This window comes from Arenibacter hampyeongensis (assembly GCF_002909255.1).
GTDB classification, from domain to species: domain Bacteria; phylum Bacteroidota; class Bacteroidia; order Flavobacteriales; family Flavobacteriaceae; genus Arenibacter; species Arenibacter hampyeongensis.
Genome location: NZ_PIOB01000001.1, coordinates 1,148,114 through 1,172,689, shown reverse-complemented (window position 1 = coordinate 1,172,689; position 24,576 = coordinate 1,148,114). Strand labels below are relative to the sequence as shown.

General features: G+C 38.6%; 19 protein-coding genes. 8 read left to right on the top strand and 11 right to left on the bottom strand.

The annotated features are described in order from the left end of the window. Nucleotides 1-83: 83 nt before the first annotated feature. The 4 genes from CWD91_RS04695 to CWD91_RS04680 all read right to left on the bottom strand — a co-directional run bounded on the left by CWD91_RS04695 (nucleotide 84) and on the right by CWD91_RS04680 (nucleotide 6,638). The gene (locus CWD91_RS04695) at nucleotides 84-1,451 is read right to left on the bottom strand and encodes a DUF2231 domain-containing protein (RefSeq protein ID WP_103439750.1); all 1,368 of its coding nucleotides are present in this window, start codon (nucleotides 1,449-1,451) and stop codon (nucleotides 84-86) included. Nucleotides 1,452-1,453: 2 nt separating this feature from the next. Next, nucleotides 1,454-2,917 carry a DUF1501 domain-containing protein gene (locus CWD91_RS04690; RefSeq protein WP_103439749.1) on the bottom strand — a complete coding sequence of 488 codons (1,464 nt, stop codon included), beginning with the start codon at nucleotides 2,915-2,917 and terminating at the stop codon, nucleotides 1,454-1,456. Nucleotides 2,918-2,926: 9 nt separating this feature from the next. Then, nucleotides 2,927-5,725: a DUF1553 domain-containing protein gene (locus CWD91_RS04685; protein ID WP_103439748.1), complete on the bottom strand. Its 2,799-nt coding sequence runs from the start codon at nucleotides 5,723-5,725 to the stop codon at nucleotides 2,927-2,929. Nucleotides 5,726-5,789: 64 nt separating this feature from the next. Further along, nucleotides 5,790-6,638, bottom strand: a complete 849-nt coding sequence (locus CWD91_RS04680; protein WP_103439747.1) for a ThuA domain-containing protein — start codon at nucleotides 6,636-6,638, stop codon at nucleotides 5,790-5,792. 349 nt (nucleotides 6,639-6,987) lie between these two features. On the opposite strand from CWD91_RS04680, the gene CWD91_RS04670 reads away from it, so the two are divergent. After that, complete coding sequence (locus tag CWD91_RS04670) at nucleotides 6,988-8,865, top strand: sulfatase family protein (protein WP_239985648.1); 1,878 nt, start codon at nucleotides 6,988-6,990, stop codon at nucleotides 8,863-8,865. A 63-nt stretch (nucleotides 8,866-8,928) separates the two neighbouring features. Here the strand turns inward: CWD91_RS04670 and CWD91_RS04665 are convergent, their stop codons facing one another. Beyond that, a complete protein-coding gene (locus CWD91_RS04665) occupies nucleotides 8,929-10,287 on the bottom strand; it encodes a glucosidase family protein (protein ID WP_103439745.1) in 1,359 nt (452 codons plus the stop codon). 294 nt (nucleotides 10,288-10,581) lie between these two features. On the opposite strand from CWD91_RS04665, the gene CWD91_RS04660 reads away from it, so the two are divergent. Both CWD91_RS04660 and CWD91_RS04655 read left to right on the top strand, forming a co-directional pair. Further along, nucleotides 10,582-11,514, top strand: coding sequence for an NAD-dependent epimerase/dehydratase family protein (locus CWD91_RS04660; RefSeq protein WP_103439744.1), 933 nt, complete (start codon nucleotides 10,582-10,584; stop codon nucleotides 11,512-11,514). 212 nt (nucleotides 11,515-11,726) lie between these two features. Further along, the gene (locus CWD91_RS04655) at nucleotides 11,727-12,164 is read left to right on the top strand and encodes a VOC family protein (protein ID WP_103439743.1); all 438 of its coding nucleotides are present in this window, start codon (nucleotides 11,727-11,729) and stop codon (nucleotides 12,162-12,164) included. A gap of 121 nt (nucleotides 12,165-12,285) precedes the next feature. Here CWD91_RS04655 and ppnP read toward each other — a convergent pair whose 3' ends face one another. From ppnP to CWD91_RS04640, 3 genes are all read right to left on the bottom strand, one after another. Next, nucleotides 12,286-12,567, bottom strand: a complete 282-nt coding sequence (gene ppnP, locus CWD91_RS04650) for a pyrimidine/purine nucleoside phosphorylase (RefSeq protein ID WP_103439742.1) — start codon at nucleotides 12,565-12,567, stop codon at nucleotides 12,286-12,288. 206 nt (nucleotides 12,568-12,773) lie between these two features. Beyond that, nucleotides 12,774-13,880, bottom strand: coding sequence for a sensor histidine kinase (locus tag CWD91_RS04645; protein ID WP_103439741.1), 1,107 nt, complete (start codon nucleotides 13,878-13,880; stop codon nucleotides 12,774-12,776). A 95-nt stretch (nucleotides 13,881-13,975) separates the two neighbouring features. Then, nucleotides 13,976-14,785, bottom strand: a complete 810-nt coding sequence (locus tag CWD91_RS04640) for an alpha/beta fold hydrolase (RefSeq protein ID WP_103439740.1) — start codon at nucleotides 14,783-14,785, stop codon at nucleotides 13,976-13,978. Between the two features lie 417 nt (nucleotides 14,786-15,202). Here CWD91_RS04640 and CWD91_RS04635 point away from each other — a divergent pair, with 417 nt between their 5' ends. The 5 genes from CWD91_RS04635 to CWD91_RS04615 all read left to right on the top strand — a co-directional run bounded on the left by CWD91_RS04635 (nucleotide 15,203) and on the right by CWD91_RS04615 (nucleotide 19,898). Beyond that, nucleotides 15,203-16,117, top strand: a complete 915-nt coding sequence (locus CWD91_RS04635) for a DUF3667 domain-containing protein (RefSeq protein WP_103439739.1) — start codon at nucleotides 15,203-15,205, stop codon at nucleotides 16,115-16,117. A 142-nt stretch (nucleotides 16,118-16,259) separates the two neighbouring features. Next, entirely contained in the window at nucleotides 16,260-16,973 is a 714-nt protein-coding gene (locus tag CWD91_RS04630; RefSeq protein ID WP_103439905.1) for an SGNH/GDSL hydrolase family protein, read from the top strand. Nucleotides 16,974-17,111: 138 nt separating this feature from the next. After that, a complete protein-coding gene (locus CWD91_RS04625; protein WP_103439738.1) occupies nucleotides 17,112-18,602 on the top strand; it encodes a pyridoxal phosphate-dependent decarboxylase family protein in 1,491 nt (496 codons plus the stop codon). A 269-nt stretch (nucleotides 18,603-18,871) separates the two neighbouring features. Beyond that, a complete protein-coding gene (locus tag CWD91_RS04620; RefSeq protein ID WP_103439737.1) occupies nucleotides 18,872-19,219 on the top strand; it encodes a VOC family protein in 348 nt (115 codons plus the stop codon). Nucleotides 19,220-19,268: 49 nt separating this feature from the next. Next, a complete protein-coding gene (locus CWD91_RS04615) occupies nucleotides 19,269-19,898 on the top strand; it encodes a hypothetical protein (protein ID WP_103439736.1) in 630 nt (209 codons plus the stop codon). A 111-nt stretch (nucleotides 19,899-20,009) separates the two neighbouring features. Here CWD91_RS04615 and CWD91_RS04610 read toward each other — a convergent pair whose 3' ends face one another. The 3 genes from CWD91_RS04610 to CWD91_RS04600 form a co-directional block, all read right to left on the bottom strand. Next, nucleotides 20,010-21,224, bottom strand: coding sequence for a hypothetical protein (locus CWD91_RS04610; RefSeq protein ID WP_103439735.1), 1,215 nt, complete (start codon nucleotides 21,222-21,224; stop codon nucleotides 20,010-20,012). A gap of 100 nt (nucleotides 21,225-21,324) precedes the next feature. Next, nucleotides 21,325-21,987, bottom strand: coding sequence for an ABC transporter ATP-binding protein (locus CWD91_RS04605; protein ID WP_103439734.1), 663 nt, complete (start codon nucleotides 21,985-21,987; stop codon nucleotides 21,325-21,327). 148 nt (nucleotides 21,988-22,135) lie between these two features. Further along, nucleotides 22,136-24,553 (bottom strand): ABC transporter permease, encoded by a 2,418-nt coding sequence (locus CWD91_RS04600; RefSeq protein WP_103439733.1) that lies wholly within the window; start codon nucleotides 24,551-24,553, stop codon nucleotides 22,136-22,138. Nucleotides 24,554-24,576: the final 23 nt, after the last annotated feature.

The following is a 24,576-nucleotide window of genomic DNA, read 5'->3' as shown; positions in this document are numbered from 1 at the left end:
ATAATGGCACTCTATCTCAAAATAGAAAAAACCAGTGAAGCTGGGTAAGCTTCAAAGTTCTGCTTATCCCTTGGTTATACGGTTTAGATGGCACCCCCAAGATCAATTATTACATTGGCCGTATTACTACTTTCATCTACCATCTCCTGGGTTACCTTGGTTTTCCACAAATACAACCTTCTCAAGGAGTCTATATCCAATAATAATTTTAAACCGTCATTGGAAACCTCCGTATCATAAAGATTAATTACTTCAAGGTGCTTGTATCTATGCAATTGCTGGATAGCATCATCAGAAATTGGATTTGAATGTAAATCAATTTTAGTTAAATTTTTTAACTCGGGCAACTGGGCAAGCAACTCATTTGTTAAACCGCAATTGGAAAGGTTCAAAGTGGTAATATTATCACCTATTTCTTTCAATAAACTAATCTGTTCCTCTCCTATGGTCGCCCTGTCATAACTTACATCAAATAAAAAGTTATCTTCTCCCAACCTGTCAACAGAAAATCCATTTTCGATCAAAATACCTACTTTTTGTTCCCCAATCTCTTCAACTACAATAGTTTCTATATAGGGTTTAGGGTTATAGTCCAAATTATAATCCCGGATCATTAGCTGCAATAATTCTGGCGTCATATTTTTATGGTCAAAGACTGCCAGACTATCCGCTCCCATATTTATCCAATAATCAAGAATTTTAATTTCACTATAACTCAAAGGTTTTCCCTTGGTGGGCATAAATTTTTTATTGTCCAATGGTAAGCTGATACGCTTAAATAGTTCACTTTCCTCTAGAACGCTTTGTACAATTGGATATCCACTTTCCGTCTCGATAAATAAATGTCTATACGCCGTAAGATCAAGGCCCCCCTTTTGTTTCTCATTATTATGGCAGGTGGTACATTTTTGTTCGAACATAGGTTGAATAATATCCCGATAAATAAGCACAGAGTCCTGATTCTTATGTTGGATTCCTTTGTTTGAGTCTACCACATCCATTCCTGCGAGCTTCTTTAATGCATCAGGCGCATAGGCCAGAAGGTAATCTTGACCATGGGTAAGTACACCACCTTGATGCCCGGTTAAGCCAACAAGGATTATTAATACGGACGAGATAAAAATAGAGTGCTTGTTATTATAGGTGCGGATTTTTATTTTAAGTACGTAGGCCAAGGCGGAAAATACCACTACTCCGATCCCAAGCCACTTATGTTGCCAAAGGGTATCCGCAGCATAGTCCCCTCCTTGAGAGAGTAAAAGTCCCGTGGCAATGGTAATAAGGCCGGACACCATTACCGCTATCAGCGAGTATTGAACAATACGATCGTAAATCTTCTTATCATTCTTAAACAGGCCAATTATTTCAATAACCACTGTCAATACAATAAAACCTATAGGTAAGTGCACCAATAATGGGTGAAATCGCCCTAAAAATAAATCTATTTCCATATTCAATACTGCTGTGTTAAAATATCCTTTATTACGTTGCCGCTTACATCCGTTAGTCTAAAGTCCCTTCCTTGAAAATGGAAGGTAAGTCTTTCGTGATCCAATCCCAATTGGTTCAGAATTGTGGCCTGTATATCATGTACATGAACCTTACCCAGAATTCCCGAATAACCTATTTCATCCGTTTCTCCAAAAGTAAATCCCTTTTTAATTCCTCCACCGGCCATCCACATGGTAAAGGCTTCCCCGTGATGATCTCGCCCAAAAAAACCTTGGCCCGACCTTGCTTCCATCATTGGGGTTCGTCCAAACTCTCCTCCCCAAACAATTAGCGTTTCTTCCAAAAGCCCTCTTTGCTTTAAATCCGTAAGAAGTGCTGTCATGCCTTGATCAATACGACTACATTTATCCTTTAGGCCAACATCTACCCCACTACCAGGACTTACCCCATGTGTATCCCAACCTTCATCATAAAGCTGAACAAACCGCACCCCATTTTCAACCAACCTTCTCGCTAGAAGGCAATTATTAGCAAAGGAACCTTCCCCAGGAGTTGCACCATATAGATTTTTAATGTAATCTGGTTCATCATCAATACTCATAACACCAGGTACTGAAGTTTGCATTTTAAAGGCCAACTCATATTGTGACATTCGCGTTAGAATTTCAGGATCACGGGATTCTTGATACTCCTGTTCGTTTATTTTATTTATAACTTCAACAGTTTGTTTTCTCAAGGTAGCATCCACACCTTTAGGGTTTTGTAGATTCCTTACTGCCGGCCCTTTCGACTGACATTGTACACCTTGATAAACGGTAGGTAAAAAACCACTTCCCCAAAGACGTTTTCCCCCAGTGACAACCCCTCCGGAAAGTAAAACAATAAAACCGGGCAGATTTTCATTGGACGAGCCGAGCCCGTAAGTTGCCCAACTTCCCAAGGAAGGCCTACCTTGTCTTGGTGATCCCGTCTGCATTAAAAACTGGGCCGGGGCATGATTAAATTCTTCCGTGGAAACTGCCTTTAGAAAACTAATTTCATCGACTACGCTGGCAAATTTTGGCAAATAATTGGATATCCAAGTTCGGGATTCTCCGTACTGTTTAAAAGTGGCCTGCGAGCCAAGCATTTTAGGAGTGCCCCTAATAAACGCAAATCGTTTGCCTTCCAGTAAGGATGGAGGACAATCCTGTCCGTTTAATTTATTTAGAACTGGTTTATGATCAAAAAGCTCCAATTGCGATGGTGCCCCAGCCATGTGCAAATAGATAACATGCTTTGCCTTGGGTAAAAAATGTGGGATATCATGTCCTGCCATTGGTCGGGGCAAATTGTTGGCAAACAAATCTCCGCCCAACATAGAACCAAGAGTTAAGGCCCCCATACCGGAAATACAATTTTTTAAAAAGTGCCTCCGGGTATTATATTCGCTCTCACGGTAATGTGCCTCATTGAAAATATCCATACTAATATATTATCCTTTTACTATAAATTCATCCAGATTTAGGAATACATTGGCCACCATGGTCAGTGCCGCCAACATTGGCTTATTTTTTCCTGAATACTGCAAGGCCACATCTGGAAATTCCAAATGAGCCGTGTTATTTTCATAATGTGATAGTGCCTCTTTATAGAGCTGGGTCAATTGCATCAATTTGTCCTTATCAATATTTTTTCCCATCACCTTAAAATATCCAAATTTTATTTGATTCTCCATTTGATTATCAGCCTCAAACATTTGTTTGGCCAACAATTGCGATGCCTCAAAGAAAGTTTTGTCGTTAAGTAGACTAAGGGCCTGTAAGGGCGTGTTGGTCAGTACCCGACTTGAAACACAAGCTGACCTATCCGGGCTATCGAATACGATCATGTTCATAGGTGGGTTTACACGTTTCCAAAATGTATACAACGAACGTCTATACAAAGCTTCATCACCTTTTATGACATAATCCGGAAGGGTGTTCCATCCGCCAGCAATTTCAACATCCGAATTTATGACACTTGGTCCCCCGATCGTTTTATTCAACAAACCGCTGACCAACAAAATTTCATCCCGAATCTGCTCCGCTGAAAGACGTTTACGGGATCCTCTCGATAACCAGTTATTATTGGGATCCAGTTCTAATAGATCGTCGCCCACAATCGATGATTGTTGATAGGTAGCCGAAAGGACAAAGTCGCGCAACAAAGGCTTTATCTTCCAATTGTATTCCTTCATTAATTTCACTGCCATCCAATCCAACAACTCCGGGTGGCTTGGGTTTTTGCCCTGTGAACCAAATTCCTCCATGGATTCCACCAAACCCCTTCCAAAGATTTGCTCCCAAAAACGATTTACCACGACACGGGCGGAAAGAGGATTTTCATCACTTACCATCCACTTCGCAAATTCCAACCTATTGCTAGGCTCCTTGGATTCGTCCAAAGCGTAAATATTCGGAATACCTACTTGTACTTCTTCTCCTAAATTTAGCCAGCTTCCCCGATCAAAAACATTGGTTTTACGAGCCTTATCTTTTTGTAATTCTTGGATTATGGGAGTACTTGTAGTTGGAATCTGGGCAAGTTCCTCCAATTTTTGCTTAAATTCCTTGTCGAAATTATCCTTTAGAGGTTCCTTTTCATAATAGAAGATCTTATCCAAATAGAAAAGATGGGGCACATAAATCTCGCCTTTATGGAACTGCAAAAAAATATCGTGCTCGTCTGTAATATCGGGTATATTGGTACTAAACTCTTTAAGTTTCAATCCGTTTTCCACAAGCTTGGAACCTTCGGTGCTACTGATGCGTACTTCTCCAATTTTTCTTCCATTAAGGGAATCCAAATGAATGGAAATATCACCTGCATATTTCAGCGAAGCCGACACCACAAAGCCCATCTTATTAACTTTCTTCAAATCAACATCATTGTAGCTGGCCCATGAACTATCTTGAATCTGCCATAAAAAATTCAAACCCCCGTCCAACTCTATAAACGGACTGGTCTTATCAAATGCTTCAGCTTCCGTGAAGCGATATCCCAGATGCGTTAACAAGGCCCCTTTTTGGTCGTATAAAAAACGTGACTTTGTTATTTGTCCGTCACTAGGGAGCAAACGCCCATTAATGTACTCCAAAAGCTTTTCCACTTCTTTTTTGTTCTCCTTGGAATAGGTGAAAAGTTTAGGTTTTTCATAATAAGAATCGTCATCGGCCGCATTATTAAAGAAAGCCATGGATTCATAAAACTCCTTGTGCCTAAAAGGGTCATATGGGTGACTGTGACATTGAACACAGGCCATTGTGGTTCCTTGCCAGACTTCGTAGGTAGTTGCTACCCTTTCCACAACAGAAGCCACTCTAAATTCTTCATTATCGGTTCCTCCTTCATCGTTGGCAAGGGTATTTCTATGAAAGGCGGTTGCAATCAACTGTTCCTCCGTTGGTTCTGGCAGTAGATCTCCCGCCAATTGTTCAATGGAAAATTGATCAAAGGGCATATCCTTATTAAAGGCCGCTATTACCCAATCCCGAAATTTCCAAATTTCCCTGTTGGTATCCTTTTCAAACCCCTTGGAATCCGCATAACGTGCCAGATCCAACCACATACTGGCCCATCTTTCCCCGAAATGGGAAGACGCCAGTAATTGATCTACCAAATTTTCGTAAGCCTCGGTAGAATTATCTTCCAAAAAAGCCTTGGCCTCTTCAACGGTCGGTGGTAATCCCGTAAGGTCCAAATAAAGTCTTCTCATTAGGGTATTATTATCCGCCTTTGTAGAGGGAGACAATCCCTTCTCCTTTAACTTGTAAAATATAAACTGATCTATTGGATTCTTGACCCAACCGCTATCGGCTACCACAGGTGGTATGATGTCTTCCTTAGGAGGAATATACGCCCAGTGTTTTTCCCATTTTGCACCCTGATCGATCCACTTCGCCAAGATTTCGATTTCCTTCTGGGAGAGTTCTGGAGACTCATATGGCATCCTAATCTCAGGATTTTTGGACACCAATCTCCTATATAGTTCACTTTTTTCATGATTCCCACGGACAATGGCGGGTTTACCAGATTGAGTTTTATTAAAAGCGTCTTCTTCAAATAATAAACTAAACTCCCCGTTGGCTTTAACTCCTCCGTGACATCTTAAACATTTGCTATTTAGGATAGGGCGAACATCCCTATTGAAACTTATTTCAGTATCTGATGAGTCATAGCATGAACCCAAAAATAGAATACTCAAAACCCAAAAAAGTCTATATATACTATTTGTACAAATAGATTTCGCCATCTTTAATTGTGGTTTATAGAATTACTAATTTTCAGATTTAGATCATTTAAAGGTAAATGTCCTATCATTCCTTTTTCACTACCCATTTTATGCCTTCTATTAGATGTTGTCTTCCAAAATCCGTATTCAATGAGCGAATGTCATGACCCAATTCTGTATAGAAGAATCTTCCTCCACCCCAAACCCTGGTCCAGGCTATGGGATGATCCTTTCCCATTGCTACGCCACCTCTAGTCTGGAAATATTCTCTTACTGGCTGGTATGTTGATTCGTCTACCCTGATTAATACCTGTACACCTGGCAAGCCTGTAACAGACTTGGTGTGATTGGTCCAATCTGCTTCATACCAAAACTCTTTTCCCATCCCCTTAACGGCAGGATGATCCATTGCCATGGGATCAACCACAAGTTTAGCCTTTAGAAACTCAGAATCACTATTAAAATCACAACCTCCCAATTCCATTATCCAAGGCCAATTTTCCTGATGCACCAACAATGCATGTAAACCAACAATTGCTCCCCCTGCTCTATACCATTCCTCTATGGCTTTGCGCTGGTCTTCATTAAATACTTTATCCAGGACGTTTGCATTGTTGAACAGTAATACATCATAATAGCTCAGTTTTTCCTTTGAAATATCGTTTCCAGTTTCACTTACATCTACCTGCATATTGTGTTCGGCACCCAACCGTACGATCCATCCATTTACGATGGGGATGTCAGGATGTCGGAACCAACCAGTACCTGAAAAAAGTAAAACCTTCAATGTTGCTCCGTCTCCCATGGCATTGCGCTCATGCATTTTCTTTTGATGGTCAACATCAAGATGCTCTTGGGCAATTAATGAATAGGTGGATAAAAACAATAACGATAAAAGGATGGTTGAAACAATTTGGGCTCTTTTGCTTTTCATAATTAGTAATTATTATTCCTTCGAATTAAGTACAGGTATACTTAACATCTATTTCAATAAAAATAAGGGTTTTATGGGTATAATTAAGAGTCAAAACCTTCGGGATGTGAATACCACCAAACAATTACGCCTTTTTAACATACTAAACGAAAAAAGTTTATGGCATTAAAGTGCTTATTTTCAAGGTTTTAAATATTTTTTTGCTTATAATTTCCAAAAATAAAAGTACTGCATACAAGGACTCTAAAATTGCTAATTAGGTCCTAAGGATATAGAAGATTTACTATATTGGGAACTGTTAACAACAGACATGTGCCAAATATTGGCCCATAAATTCAAAACATATACAATGGTTAAAATTAATCATAGCCTAATTTTCAATACTTGCGCCATCCTTCTATGTGCCATTACTATAATTAGTTGCCAAACAAAACAAAAAGAGGAGTTGCCCCCTAATATTGTATGGATTACCTCCGAGGACAATTCCAAGCACTACCAAAAGCTTTTTGATGACAATGGAATTCCTACCCCGAATATTGAATCGCTAGCCAAAGAAGGTTTGATCTTTAATCGTGCATTTTCCAATGCCCCCGTCTGTAGTGTTGCCCGTTCGGCAATAATATCCGGTTGCTACGGACCACGTATTGGGGCCCAATTTCATAGAAAGATGGCCGTTGTCCCCATGCCCGATTCACTCAAAATGTTTCCTGCCTATTTAAGACGGGCCGGTTATTACACCACCAATAATAGCAAGGAAGATTACAATATAATAAAAAGTGATGATGTTTGGGACGAATCTTCAAAGAAGGCCAGTTGGAAAAACAGGTCTGAAAAACAGCCATTTTTCCATGTCTTTAACATTGGGGTTTCCCATGAATCCAGTATGCACTTTACTGCTCAGGACATGGAGTCCAATCCTACTGAAACAGATATAAACTCTTTTAAGATTCAACCCAATCATCCCAATACCCAATTATTTAAATACACCAATGCTCTATACCGCGATAAAATCAGGGAAATGGACCGTCAGGTCGGGGAAATTATAAAGGAACTTAAAGAAGAGGGTCGCCTGGATGACACCTTCATTTTTTACTTCGGCGATCATGGTGGCGTTTTGCCGGGAAGCAAGGGATATCTGTATGAAACCGGATTGCATGTGCCAATGGTGGTCCATGTTCCCAAAAATTATAGACATCTGGTAAGAGATAAGATTGGTAGCACTATAAATGGTTTTGTGAGTTTTATAGATTTGGCACCAACCGTGTTAAATCTCGCCGGAATTGATATCCCTAAAGAAATAGATGGAACAGCATTTTTAGGCAAGGATATAGAGATCGAGGAATTAAATTCCCGTGACGAGACCTATAGTTATGCCGATAGATTTGATGAAAAATATGATGTGGTACGGGCCGTACGAAAAGGAAAGTATAAATACATTAGGAGCTATCAGCCATTTAATTATGACGGATTAATGAACAACTATCGTTACAAGCAATTGGCCTATCAGGAATGGCAGACCTTGTACCACGATGGAAAACTCAATGAGGTGCAATCCGTTTTTTTCGAAAAACGTGCCCCAGAAATGCTTTTTGATATTGATGCGGATCCCTATGAAACAAAGAACTTGGCAGATGATCCAGCGTATAGCTCTACACTTATCAATATGCGAGAAAAACTCGCTAGCTGGGTAAAAGGAATGCCTGATCTATCTTTCTATCCCGAACACTTCCTGATTGAGAAGGCATTCGAAAATCCTGTGGAATTCGGAAAAATTCACAGTAACGAAATTCAAAAATATATCGAGATTGCCGATTTAAACCTACAGCATTTTGATGATGCCAAGAATTCCCTTACAACTGCCCTAAAATCATCCGACCCACGGGAAAGATATTGGGCAATTATCGCTTGTAGTACTTTCGGGCAGCAAGCCAATGGAATGGAATCCCATATCAGGGAAATGGCCTCCCAGGACACAGAGCTAATTAACAGGGTACGCGCTGCCGAATTTCTAGGTATTGTAAAGAAATTGGACCCTTCGGCAATAATGACAAATTCCCTGTACGAGTCGGAAAAACCAAGTGAGGCGCTTTTAATTTTAAATTCGATCGTGCTCATGAATTCTGGCAATTACAACTATAAATTTGATATTAAGTTGGATAAACTAGCCAAAACGGTTGCTGAAGATTCAGAGGTACAGCTCAGATTGAAATACCTCAATATTATTTAGTACTATCCAACATCAATAAACAGGGCTACAATTCCTAAAGAGAGGAAAAACATTTAGGCACTATCAATGTTCAACAATTGCCCTAAACGCAGCCAAGGGACAACTTACTGTGGTCATATACAATGGGTTTTGTGTGTGTCCGGAAGGATGAAAACATTCAAAGGGAGCTCCATATTCCAACCCTTTTCTAAAATCGTTTTCACGCAGATCATCTACGAATTCTTTGGCCAATTTCTGCGAAAGTTTATAATTGGTCTTGGCTATGGCATAGCACACCCATCCCGTTGGTGTTCCCCAATATGCCCCGTTCTGGTATGTATTTTTCTGCGCCAATGAAAATTCCCAGGCTGTAGACCCGTTAAAATCATCCGTGGTTAAAATGTGCCTAATATTGCCTTTATAGGATAAATGGCCATTTTCGTAGGCCTTGGACAAGAAGCGGCTTGTTCTATCCGTATTTTCCTTATTTAAAATATCGTAATAAATCGCTAAGGCAGTTGACCAAACATCCGCCTGACTACCTTTTCCATTCGAAGCCTTAAGCATACCTCTTTCATCCAAAAACACCAACGGTAAAGCCTCCTTGATTTTTTGGGCTATCGAATTGTATTTTTCCGCTTTAGTTGTGTTGTTCAGTTTTTCAAACAAGTCGGCAAGATCCAAGGCTGCCCTAAATTTTAATATGGACGGATAGCAAAGATCTCCTGTAATGGTCATTACATCCCTAAAACCAAAATCGATACCCCTAAAATGGTCCGTGGTAGTAACAATATGATTATCCAATCTCGATGGAGGCACATGGAACGCAATTTCAAGTCGATCTATAAGCCTGGTGCCATTTATTTCCCGTTCCAAAATGGATAAGTCTGCTGAACTTTTTATATAATAATGGGCCATTTGAACAAAGAAAAACTGATCGCCATAGGGCGGAGTCCTGCCAAATTGTGGAGTTCCCTGTTCCTCGAAACTATAAGTCCCAGGAAAGTAGATTGGTAAGCTATCGTCCATACGAATATGATCGGCAATAGCACCAAAAGGAATCAAGGACCCATTTTTGGTAATCCATGTTCTATCGGCTTGGGCAGAAGCCGTCAACATCAACATATTTCTTTGTTCCTCCTTCGTAATAAATCCAGATTCCAAAGACATGGCATAATCACGTATCCAAAAAGCAGGATAACTGCCCCTGCCTCCCGGCTTTACAAGTGTCATACCCGTATTGTTGTTCCCCATTTGGTCAGCAACCTTCTGTCCAGGATAAATACGGGAACTATCAATTATTGTTGCTGTAAGTATTTCCAGAAATTGAAAATCATTGGCACTTAAAATACGATTCGTAGCTACTGTCCTGGATTGCCCAATAGCAGAGGCCGTAATGACAATGGAAAATAAGGTTAAAATGGATTTCTTCTTAAAATTCATTAGGGACTTCAAAATTAATATAATGGTTCTGTGAGATATAGTGGTAGGCCTAAATTACGATTTTATATTTGACATAGTACTAAACCTAAAATACTGATTTAAAGCCTTGCATATATGCCGATTAAAACTTTATAAAACCACTAAAGAATAAGGAATTTTCTTAATTTTAAAAAGGATATTTTGATAGTGGAAAAATATTGGCTTGCAATCACTGTAACTTTTGCACCTCTATTACAACCTATAACAACAAAGACAAGATCTGAAATATCTAATTAATCAACAAAAGAAACAGCTATGCAAACGATATTGGGTTCTGGCGGGGCAATTGGCATTGAACTCGCCAAGGCTTTAAAAGAGTATACTACCGATATTAGGTTGGTAAGTAGAAATCCGCAAAAGATAAATGAAACAGATCAACTTTTTTCCGCTGACCTTACAGCTAGAACGAAGGTTTTTGAAGCAATCCAAGGCTCGAGTATTGCATATGTCACCCTTGGTTTTCCCTATAATCTTTTGGTATGGCAAAATAACTGGCCAAAATTCATAAAAAATGTACTTGATGCCTGCATTGAGTACAACTGCAAATTGGTGTTTTTTGACAATATATACATGTACGACCCCAATTATTTAAATGGTATGAATGAGAAAACACCCATTGATCCTCCAAGCAAGAAAGGCGCAATACGTTCGGAGGTAGCCGGCATGATCATGAATAAAGTCAAAGAGGGACAACTTGAAGCCTTAATCGCCCGTTCTGCAGATTTTTATGGCCCAAATATTAAAAGTTCGAGCATGTTGACAGAGATGGTTTTTAAACCGTTAAGTAGTGGAAAAAAAGCAAATTGGCTATCCTCCGTAAATTTTGAACATTCCTTTACTTATACTCCAGATGCCGGCAGGGCAACCGCCTTGCTTGGCAATTCAGCAAAAGCGTACAATCAGATATGGCATTTACCAACAGCGAAAAACCCGTATACAGGCAAGGAATGGATAGAGGCCATTGCTAGAGAAATGGGTGTAAAACCTAGAATACAGGTTGCCAGCAGATTAATGGTAAAGCTACTTGGCCTTTTTATGCCGATTATGAGGGAAATGCCGGAAATGATGTATCAATATGACAGGGATTATGTCTTCAACTCGGACAAATTCAATAGTCATTTCGATTTTAAAACCACCCCTTATTTGGAAGGGATTAAAGAAATCATTAAATCGGATTATAAGAAATAGCCTACTCCAAAAGTTTTGAAATAGGCATTAGACCTGGCACATCTGAAAATCTTCCATCTTACAAAATATTGGGAATTATTGGAAATGGATTTAACTTCACAATTAAGAAGAATTCGCAGCCTACTCCTTAAAAAGTTCAAGCCCTATTTTTTGAACACAATAGCAATGAAATTAAATTGTTATCTTACAATAAAAGAATCAAATCCATATTTATGAGCCCAAGCAAAATCTTTCTCCAGGACAACTTCAACGGACTTCAGCACCTTGGACTACCGGTTTCCAACTTAAAGGATTCATTGGAATTTTACAAGTCCCTTGGTTTTAAGAGGGTCATGGATTCCCATGTAGATGTTCCTGAGGAAAACGACACCATACTCGTGGCCATGATGGAACAAAAGGGAGTAATTATTGAGCTATACCAGGTTACCAAAAACGACCTATTGGAATTAAAATCGCGCAAGGATGGCCATGTGGACCATATTGCCTTCGATGTGGACGATGTTGAAAAAGCCTTTCGCGAACTAAAGGAAGCGGGCTTTACAATGGTAGAAGAGAAACCCGTATTCCTAAATTTCTGGGACAAAGGTTGTAAATATTTTGCAATAAGGGGACTGGATGGCGAAAAATTGGAATTTAACCAGATTATGTAGCCCAATAAAACCTACAATAAACTAAAACTCAACTCCGTTCGCCATTAATCAAAATGGTCATAAGAAAACAGAAATTATTCCTGGTTTTAAAGCTTAATGCCCTAAGATCAGAAAATCTCCCTTAAGCGTATTGACACAAATAGGATGTTTGTCCTACTGATTTTACTTTAAAAGATGTATTGGCTCCGACTTTAAAAGAAGTGCCAGCCTTAAACGATTTCCATTCGGATTCACCTGGCAATAGGGCTATTAATTCGCCTTCAACGACTATCATGGTTTCCTTGGCAGAGGTTCCAAATTCATACTCTCCTGGTTCCATTACCCCAATGGTAGACTTTCCAGTAGCTGAAGTGTATCCTAGGGATTTTACAGTTCCATCAAAATATGCGTTACTCAATATCATAAATTTTCTTTTTATTGATAGGCCGCAAATATAAAGAAAGGAAGTTCAGAATTTTGATATTCCTGACCTAATTAGGCTCAATATCATTATTTATTTAAATAATTTGATCAATTGCTTCAGAACCTATATTTATTCAAAAAAAATAGATTTAGAATAATAAATTCCTAACGCCTTGAAATAATGCTTCATTTCGCCTTAATAATTTCTCAAGGAATATAAGGCAACAAAATCGTAAATTGTGACCCTCCTCCAACAATTGCTTTTGATAAAATATGGCCGTAGTGGAGTTCCACTATCTTTTTACAGTAAGCCAGTCCTAAGCCTGTACCACTTTCAACATGAAATTTTTGTAGAAGTCCAAAAATCTTATCCTGATCACTATTGGGAAATCCCTTCGAATTGTCCTTGATCCGTATCTGAATAAAGTCCGTATAGCGGTAGGCGTCCTGTACGGCCTTATAGTAATTATCCTTGATCAGGTCAGATGAAATTTCGATATGCAAGGGTTTATCCTCGGTTCGAAACTGGTATGCGTTGGACAATAATTCCCTCAAAACCCAAGTCAATCTAGGAATATCTCCACGTACCTCCTTGACCCCTAAGTGGGTTAAGACTGGCTGAATTTCCGGGATATTCAATTTTGAGGTGGCAGCATGGGTCATTTCTTCCAGGTTTCCTATTGTAAATTCGTTCATCCTATTTTCCAAGGAGTGATAGCGCTGTAACCGCATCAATAAGTCACGGGAATATTCTGATAGGCCTTGAAGTTTTTTAAGATATGATCCAAATTCCTTCCCAACTCCCTCTTTTACCGTTTTCCCTTCAAGGAGACCTGCAAATAGTTGTATTTTACGCAAAGGTTCCTGCATATCATGGGAAAGCACTTTATTGAAATCCACATGCTCCTGATTAATGCGTTTTAATTCCCGTAATTGTTGTTCCAATAACTTCTGATGCCTTTCCAGTTCTGCCTTCATTTTCAATAACAAATCGTTCTCCTTAAGTGCCTTTTCTGCCGCCTGCTTGGCCTCAAGAATTCCTTTCTCGTACTTATTGCGCTTTGCCATGTGAAGACCTACTGCATTTACAATCGGCATTCCCAAATCGTTGGTTAGGACCATATTCATTAAAACAGGATATTCCTTGCCAGATTTAGAACTCATGGAGAGGAACATTTCATCGACATTGCCCTGCATCATCAACATTGGCAGGAAATGGGTCTTATAAAAAATCCGGCTTCCACCGGTTAGCAATTCTTCAAAGCGTATCTGGCCTATAACATCCTTTTCTTCATATTCCAAATGATGGAGCATCCTCTGGTTTATATGTGTTAGATAGCCATCTACTGAAAAAGAAAAAATATAACATGGGTGATTATTATTCACTGATCTTTACTTCAAAGGTTAAACTAGGTAAGGATATCTTCAGGCTGTAAAAATTGCTGGATACATTTAATCGTTTCTGCTGGATGACTCATATGCGGGCAATGTCCAGTGGCCTTCATATGGTACATTACACTTTTTCTTAATTTATCGTGCACAAAGTCGCCCACCTTGTCACTTGCAATATCATCTTTCGTACATTGAAGAATTAGGCTGGGAACATTCACCTTGGGAAGGTCTTCCCTGTTGTCCGAAAAAAAAGTTACTTTGGCAAAATTGCCCGTAATCTCCTTGTCCATAGAACAAAAACTTTTTTCAAGTTCCTGAGTAAGTTCTGGTCTTTCTGTATTTTTCATAACCACTGGAGCCAGAAAACTTGCCCAGCCAACATAATTATTCTCCATGACTTCCATAAGTTCTTTTAAATCCTTTTCTTCAAAGCCTCCAGTATATCCTGGCTTATTAATATAACAAGGGGATGGACACACCAGAATCAATGAACGGAACAATTCCGGTTGTTGTATGGAGGCGATTACCCCTATCATGGAACTCACGGAATGCCCCACAAATATTACGTTTTCTAGGTTTAGGGCATCACATATTTCAAGAACATCCTGTGCGTATCCTTGAAGCGAACCGTAGCGATCTTCATTATATTGCGCTGTATCCGAATTACCACAGCCAACATAATCAAACAGCACCAACCTAAAATCCGCTTCAAAAGCAGGAGTTATAAATCTCCACATGACCTGATCGCATCCAAAACCGTGGGCGAACATAATAACTTGGGTCCCCTTGCCAATTACATTTACATTATTCCTTTTTAAAACATCCATTCACTTACTTTTTTCTAAAGATAAAAGAAATGTGCAAGTTTTATAAATGCCCTTCGTAGAAAAGGTCGATATATTTATCATTCCCATACCTGCTGTCTATAAGGCAAAATTCCTGTCCAATAACAAAATCTCCCCACAATGGCAGAAAAACTGCTCGTACAGATTACGGTTGAATCATAAAAATTGAAGCATCTATTTTTGCCTAGAACTGAAAGATAAAATTGACATTGAAAACTTTCTAAGAAATGATGTAAATTTGATAAAACCAGTGGGTATAATGTATGGGCCGATTTAGAACTAGGGATTACTACTTTCCCCAACTGTAAGATCCAAACCTGATAAAGCCAAATATTGCTCAATACGCAGTGCTCCATTTTACCCATATTGCCAATCACTTAAAATAATAGACCTCCAGAAATGACCGATCAAATCAAAATGAATTCAGAAGAGTCTCAGGTAAAACTGGAAAATGCCGAATGCAAGAACTGTAAAACTCAATTTACAGGTAAATACTGCCCTAATTGCGGACAGTCTGTATATGAGTTTGAAAAACCCTTTCGCTTTTTAATTGTTGATCTTGCCGGGAATATATTTGCCTTTGATACAAGGATATGGAAATCCATGACATCCCTTATTTTCCGTCCTGGAAAATTTGCACAAGAATATTTAAGTGGTTATAGGGCAAGGTATATGTCACCTTTTAGGCTTTATATATTTATGAGTTTCATATTCTTTTTATTGTTGTCCATCTATGCTGGAAGAAAAATACAAATTAGTGAAAAAGACAGACAGGAAATAAACCTATCTATTAATGAACAGTTGAACCCTACTAATACTTCTGCCGATTCCTTAAGTACAAACCAATTAAATTTTGACACTACCTCCATCGCTCCAGAGAAATTGTCCAATGCCCTGACAAGGGTTTTAAACGACCCTAAAATGTATATGGACAGCTTCCTAAAATTCGTTTCCTGGTCCTTATTCTTTCTTATGCCAGTTTACGCATTCTTCCTGTGGATGATATTTAGAAAAAGTAAAAAATATTATTATAGTCACCTGGTCCTCGCCATAAATCAACATACCTTTGTTTTCCTATTGTTTATTGTAATAATTTGCTTAAAACTTATATTCCCAATTCGTACTTATTATCCCGAGAACTACTTGATCGCATCCATACCTATTTACTTATTTTTCGGAAAGTTGCATCTCTACAAACGCAGTTGGGGAAAGACTCTTTTAAGAATGCTTGCAATTCTTTTATTATATGGAATCACCATGTGCATTACTTTATTTTTTATTTGGTCCATTTGGATAAAAATGGAGCTGCTATAACTTTTATTTACAAGAAATGTATCCAATGCTAAAGAGATATCCTAAACCATTGCCATTGCCCAAGACTTTTTAGCTTGGCATTGTGTGGTTTCGAACCTATTTTATATCCCTTGTGACCAAAACCGATAAAAAACTAGTGAAAATGAAAAAAATAAAATTTGCCATATTTCTAATGATATTATGTTTTTGGTCTACAAATGCGCAAAACAAGATTGCCCCTCCTTCTAATTATTTAAATGATATTAAAGCAGAACTGGTTAAAAAATGGCCGGAAAACAGAACGATCAATCTGGTTTTTCATGGGCATTCGGTACCTGCAGGATATTTTAAGACACCTATGGTCAATACCTTTGACTCCTATCCTTACCAGGTATTAAAGAGAATAAAGGAACAATATCCATTTGCAGTAGTCAACATTATAAATACTTCCATTGGCGGTGAAAATTCAGTACGTGGAGCCCAACGTTTTGAGACTGAAGTTCTAAACCATGAACCTGATGTTCTTTTCTTGGATTATGCCTTAAATGATACAGGAGTTGGGCTTGAGAAATCATATGAAGCATGGAATAATATGATTGGAAAAGCATTGAAGAAGAAAATTCAAATAATCCTTTTAACCCCTTCCCCAGACCAAAGAATAAGCATTATGGAAACCAATAATGTTTTGGAACAGCACAAAAATCAGATTAGGCAATTAGCAAAAGAAAACGGGGTTGGACTTGTGGATAGCTACGCATTATTTAAGGAAAAAGTTGTTGCAGGAGATAGCATTTCCAAATATATGTCCCAAGTAAATCATCCCAATGCAGAAGGGCATGGAATTATTGCCGATGAAATTTATAAGTATTTTCAATAGCCAGCAAATATGGTTTAGGGAGAAAGTTTCAAATGACATCATAAAAAGAATTAACATGATAATACCTTTTAATTGGCCTAGTTACTTTTCCATGCCCTGCTAAAATTGAATTGACCAATTGTTAAATCCTTGAACGATATGATAAATAAACGAGATTCATCACTGGAAATAAGTAAGGAGGAGTTTAAAAAAATTGGATATCAGCTAATTGATAAGATTGCCGGATTTCTGGACTCCATTGATGAAAAAGCGGTTACCTCGGGAGAATCTCCAGAAGAACTTCAAAAAATATTAGGAGCTTCATCACTACCCGAAAATGGAAGTCCAGCGGCTGATATAATCTCCAATGCCTCCGAACTATTGATGAACCATTCCTTGCTCAACGGTCATCCAAAATTCATGGGCTATATTACTTCATCGCCAGCACCTATTGGCATGTTTGCCGATTTATTGGCGGCCTCCGTGAATTCCAATGTTGGCGCACAAATACTTAGCCCCATTGCTACAGAAATTGAAAAACAAACCGTAAAATGGTTGGCCGAATTTATTGGGGTCTCGCCAGACTGTAGTGGAATCCTGGTCAGTGGTGGAAATATGGCCAATTTCACGGCCTTTTTAGCGGCCCGAACGGCCAAGGCACCAAAAAATATTAAGGTAGATGGCCTAACTGCTTCTTCAAAAAAATTAATTGTCTATTGTTCAAAAACTACACATACGTGGGTAGAAAAAGCCACTATTCTCTTTGGTCACGGTTCAAAATCCACTAGATGGATCCCTACCGACAGCTGTAATAAAATGGATAATAATCTCTTGGAACAAGCCATTAAAAAGGATTTGAAAGATGGCCACCAACCGTTTATGATTGTTGGAACAGCAGGAGATGTAAGTACAGGAGTTGTAGATGACCTAAAGGTTATCGCATCCATAAGCAAAACATACAATTTATGGTTCCATATTGATGGAGCATATGGTATACCTGCTGCTGTTATTCCCGAATTACAACAGATGTTCGAAGGCATTAAAGAAGCAGATTCCATCGCCCTTGACCCTCATAAATGGCTTTATAGTCCATTGGAGGCAGGGTGTACCTTGGTAAAAAACCCGAAACACCTTACCGATACCTTTAGTTCTCATCCAGAATACTATAATTTTAGTAAAAATGACCATGGGCTCACTCATAATTTTTATGAATATGGGCTTCAAAACTCGCGTGGATTTAGAGCTCTTAAAGTTTGGATGGCATTAAAGCAAATAGGAAGAAATGGATATTTGAAAACGATAAGGGAAGATATTGAATTATCCCAATTCCTTTTCCAACTAGCTGATAATCATACTGAGTTGGAAGCTATAACGCAAAACTTGAGTATTGCTACCTTGAGATATGTCCCAGGTGGTTATGACGGAAAAACAGAAGAGAACGAAGCCTATTTAAACACCCTAAATGAAGCCTTATTGGATGAGTTGCAACAAGGTGGAGAGGTATTCTTATCGAATGCCATAGTTCAGCATAAATATTGCCTGCGGGGATGTATTGTAAATTTTAGGACTTCAAAAAAAGATATTGAGGAAATCATTGAAGTAATCGTTAAGCAAGGCAAAAAAATGCATGAAAAACTTGCCGAAAAATAAATAAAAAAGGGTAGCTTTATGTACTTGTCCCCAATCATATTCAAGGCTGCTTTGCTTTTATGAAAATTATTGCGCCAACTTCAACATTAGCTGTAAAGCTTATGCTTTTGGCTTTTGACCAATGGAATTAATGTTTAAAATGTTGGACCGAAGTATACTGAAAATCATCAAAAATCACGGGGAGTGATGCCGACAAATATCGGTGTCCAAATGACAATTGAAGGTAATAAATTGGTATTCGAATTGTAGCCAATCATAAATTAAATTATATGAGCACCAAAGACAGTCATATCAACTATGTTGAGTTCAAAGCCAAGGACCTGGAAGCAATTAAGAAGTTCTACACTTCGTCCTTTGAATGGACTTTTACGGATTATGGACCGACTTATATCGCTTTTTCGGAAAGTGGACTTGAAGGTGGATTCGAAAAGACTGAAAACGAAATTGTAAATGGTGCTTTAATTGTTTTGTTTCATACCGATCTTGAGGTCATTAAAACTAAAATTATCGAGGCAGGGGGGCAAATCTCAAAAAATATTTTCTCTTTCCCCGGGGGGCACAGATTCCACTTTAAAGACCCTTCAGGTAATGAACTTGCGGTTTGGTCGGATCAATAAGGTTATGAAAACAGCAGGGAAATTGGCTATTATCACTTAAGTAGGTTGCATGAAAATGAAAGACAAATCCACAATAAAAATCCAAGAAGGCAAAGTAGGAATGATCGGCTACGGCATGCTATCCTCTTTGGAGAGTCTTGAGGAAATTCTAGGGAGGAAATATCAAGATCCCATTTATTGGATACATCTTAACGGTCTGCAACGCGCTTGGAATTTTGTAGCCCCAAATAGCGACCCTAATTTTCCGGCGGAATATATAAAATATGAGTCCCTTTGTCTTAAAAACAACAGTGCCATACCTTACGAAAAATCCATTTTTTTAAATATTATAGAGAATAAGGATATTCGATTAAACTGTACTTTGTATTTTCTAACCCATGAGGAATTAGCATTGTTTGATGAATTTGAATTAGGGTACTCAAGAATTGATGTCACAGATCGTGTTGAAGAATACGATTTTGAAAATGGTAAAGTCTATGCATACAAGGCACTGCCGGCATATGAATATGATGCCTTTAATGACAAAGACAAAAGTATTATTGAAAAAGGCTATTTAGATTTAGTATTGGAATCCTATGATAACATGGGAAATGAACACAAACTGGAATTTGAACAATCCACATTACCTCGCGACCCCAATTTGGTGGCTCCTGTATTACATCGTAAGGTAAAAGAGTAAGTGGGAGTTTGATGATCCTTAAATTACAAAGCACAGTCAGTAAACTTGGGGCAACAAGAGCTGACTAAAGATTGATCATCATAACGGTTTTTGGCTTTAATCAATTCTTTCCTACAACGCCCCTCCTTTTCTCTTAAAAGTAAAAAGCACAAAATGCAATGATATCATTAAAAGAAGTATTAAAAGATATTCATTAAAAAAATTATCCTTTGCAGGAAAACTGGGAACATACAGTTTAAACGCGACTGAATAACTTACTAGGAACAAAGTCAATAAAAACAGACTATATCGCCAATTCCTGAAGCAATCAAGATACAGGCCAGGCCTCAATAACAAGGTCAATTCCTTTCCAAACAATTGTCCGGCCAAAGGCCATATAAAAAAAAGGGGCAATGCAAATAACCTTGTTTCCCTGGCCAAAGTTGCTGCCATTACAATAGGTGTATTTATCACCACTGCAAGAAGAAAGGCCAATACATACTTTTTTTCCAAAATGGTAAATACCTTAGGCTTTAGATTTATATAAAGCAAATATAGACTGGGGCCCAATACTATGAAAAAGGAAACCATGGTTTCAATGGAACTGGCATAAGTTCCAAAGTTTTGGAAGTAACAGCTGAGCCTGTTAGCTGCAATTTCGGAGGTCTCCTTCCAAATACCGGTAATCCATAAAAATACCCCCAAATAAATACCATAAAGGGGAAGTGGCATAAAAAGTAGCAGCAGTTTTCTTCTAACTGTTGGGGACCACATATTTTTGGATTTCAAACTTAGGCCAGAAAATATAATTACCAAGCCGGGCCATAGGAAAACAGTGCTTTCCCTAGCTATGGTCGCCATTAAAAATAAGGGAACATAATACTGCCACTTTTCATGCATCAGAGCAAGAATACTGAGCATAATCAAACAATATTGAAGTGGCTCATCATAACTAAATACCGGAGGAAAAAAAGCAAATAAAATTGAAAATGTTAGAAAATAGGCCACTTGGTTAAACATTGCCTGGCCCTTTGAAGCATTAAGTTTTAATGAGATTGCATATATCAATATTCCACTGATAAATAACAATATTAGGTTTACTATAACGAAAGACTCCCCTAAGGTAACTCCAAAAATGCCGGAATTGCCCTCAATCAACAATGAGGTCAACGGGCGTCTTGCAAAAGGCGCGAATTCTTGATGATATCTAATTTGGGAAGCTAAAAAAACATGGGAAAGTTCGGTGTTGTTTTCATTCAGCATACTGTCCGACACCGGCAACATATGTATACCATAGATCAGTAGCACAAACAGAAAACTAATAAAATACTGCAAATAGTTTTTCATATTATACTCACCGATGGAATACCCAAAAGTAAGGAAAAATCACTCTATTCTTCCCATTATACTCAGAGAACAACTCTCATGAATTTACGGATGTCTAAAACTATATTTTTCTCCCATCCAACAAATCTATTATACGCGAGCCATAGGTAGCATTTTTTTCTGAGTGTGTCACCTGAATTATAGTGACCCCTTCACTATTCAATTGTTTAAAAAGACCCATGATTTCCTCCCCTTGCTTGGAGTTTAAATTCCCTGTAGGTTCATCTGCAAGAATAAGCTTAGGAGATGAGATCAGTGCACGTGCAACGCCTACCAATTGCTGCTGTCCACCACTCAGCTGTGAAGGAAAAAGGTCTTTCTTTCCAACAATATTAAAACGGTCCAAAGTATCGGCCACCAAGGATTTACGTTCAGAGCTGCCCACTTTCTTATACAGCAAGGGCATTTCCAGATTTTCCTTTACTGTAAGGTCATCCAATAGATGGTAGGATTGAAAAACAAAGCCAATATATTGTTTGTACAAATTGGCGCGATGTTTTTCTTTTAAGGTGTGAACGGGCTCATCCAAAAAACTGTATTCCCCTTCATCAAAATTATCCAACATGCCAATGACATTGAGCAGTGTGGATTTACCCGAACCTGAGGGTCCCATAATCGAAATAAACTCCCCTTCTTCCACATTGAGGTTAATATCCTTTAAGAGGAAGATACGTTGCCCCCCTGAGTTTACCCATTTAAAAATGTTATTAAGTTGTAGTAGCATATTATCTATTTAATTAGTTGATATCCTTCCCCTAACTCCTTTCAAGGATAAGTAATTGATTCCCGTTGGCTTCAATTAGGAAAATCAATTTCTTCCTTTTCCAAAGTTCACCATAGCCACAAACTGAACCTTGGTTATTCCTTGAGGATTACTCCGTCCTTAGACTTTTCAAGGGTTTGATCAATGCCGCCCCTATAGATTGGTAGCTAATGGTCGCTACCGCAATGACCAAGGCAATCCCACCTGCACTCAGGAATATCTCCCATCCAATATCTACCTTATAGGCAAAATCCTCCAACCATCGGTTCATCATATACCATCCTATAGGTATCGCAATAAGTATGGCAATAACAATCAACTTTAAAAAATCCAATGTCAATAGTTTATAGATACTTTCAAAAGGAGCCCCTAAAACCAACCGAATACTTATTTCCTTTTTTCGCTGTTCCACCATAAAGGCGGAAAGTGCAAACAGTCCTAAACAAGCTACTAGAATAGCAAACAAGGCAAAACTGTTGAATATTTTTCCCATACGCTGCACATCCTCGTGCATTTGAGTAAATTTCTGGTCTAAAAAAGAATAAGCAAAAGCTTGGTTGGGAACATTTTTGTTCCAAATGGTTTCCATGGATGTCAAGGTCTCCCCAATATTATCAGTCTTAAGTTTTACGGAAATTGCACCCACGTCATTGTTTGCAACAACTAGGGTAAGCGCGCTTATATCTTCTTTCAAGGATTTAAAGTGAAAGTCCTGTACCACCCCCACAATATTCCAGTCCTTGCCATTGTTTATATGCTTTCCTATAGGATTATCATAACCGAGATCTTTGGCCATTTTAGCATTGACAATCATCGAGTTAATGGAGTCGGAAGCAAATTCCCTGGAAAAATCCCTACCCTCCTTTACCTTCACTCCCAATGTTTTTATGTAATCATAATCCACTCGCCAAACTTGGGCAGGAATCCCACGATCTTCAATTCCCTCACCCACCTTTTTAAAAGTATTGCCATTTCTCTTTGCGCCATCGATCGGCAAATAATCACTTTTTGTTACATTTTGTACATGAGGAAGCTGTAACAATTGAGCCTTAAAGCTTTCCGAATTATTTCCCAAGATATTGGCCCCTTCCAAAATCACCACTTGTTCTTTGTCATAACCCAGTTCTTTTTTCAGGATATAATCCATTTGCTTGTAGATGATCAGTGTCCCTATAATGAGGATTACCGATGCAGCAAACTGAAACACGACCAATCCGCTTCTAAGATTTCCGCTTTTACTGCCGACACTAAGGCTCCCTTTCAGCACATTTACAGGTCTAAAGGAAGAGAGATAAAATGCAGGGTACATTCCTGCCAAAATCCCAATTAGCAGGGCGGAGGCTACCATAAGGGGCACAAACCACCCAACCTCCCAGGGAAATAAAATGGACTTTGCTGCAATTTCATTAAAGGTAGGGAGCAAGGCCCAAGCCAACATCAACCCCAATAAAAAAGAGATTAGACTGTACAGTACCGATTCGGTAAGGAATTGTGCAACCAGATTACTTTTATAAGCCCCAACCGTTTTACGCAATCCCACTTCCTTTGCCCTATTGGCCGATTTGGCGGTAGTAAGGTTAATGAAATTGATACAGGCCAATAATAAAATAAACCCTGCTATGGCTCCAAATAGCCAAACAAACCTAATATCACCATGTTTTAGACCATCCCCCATGGCAAGATCTGATCGTAAATGTATATCGGCAATTGGTTGCAACTTATATTCAATTGTTTTCAGGACTTGGATAAAAGCTGGGTCACGACCATAAGCCAATTGGGCTGGGATTATGTAGTTTTCCATAATGGAAAACATTTTTTTCTCCAATGCCGGAATACTGGCATTTTCGTCCACGAGAACATAGGTGAAATAATTCTGATTGGTCCAGCTCATATTGGTATCCTCTATGGGTAACAGAAAATTAAACTGGAGATGGGAATTTTTGGGAAAATCCGGCATTACGCCGGTAATAGTATAAGGCCTTGACGTATTGTCATCCAACACAATGGACTTGCCCAAGGCATCCCCATTTGGGAAGTATTTATCTGCCTTGGATTTGGAAATCACAATATTCCCAGGTTGCAATAATGCTTCTTTCGAGTTTCCCTGCTCCAAGGAAATCTCAAGAATCTCAAGGATGTTCTGGTTGGCAAATACAAATCCGTCCTCAAAATTGTTTTGCGATTCACCTACCAAACGCAATCCTCGTTTGCCAGCGCCAAAGAGCTCGCTCATGTTTATTTTACCAGCCTTCTCAATTTCTGGAAAATCGGATTGTAGGGCATCCGCAAAAGGCAATTGAAAATGGACACTCTTTCTAATTTCACCGTCCATAAAACCCTGCAAAACAACCCGATAAATACGGTCCTTGTTTTTGTATTGTTGATCATAACCAAGTTCATCGCCGATGAATAAGGCTATTAACAGACATGCTGCAATGCCCATGGCAAAACCACCGACCTTAATAAAGGTGAAGAGCTTATCACTTTTAATGCTTCGCCACGCTATTTTTAGATAATTTTTAATCATTATGGTCGATTTTATGGATTGAT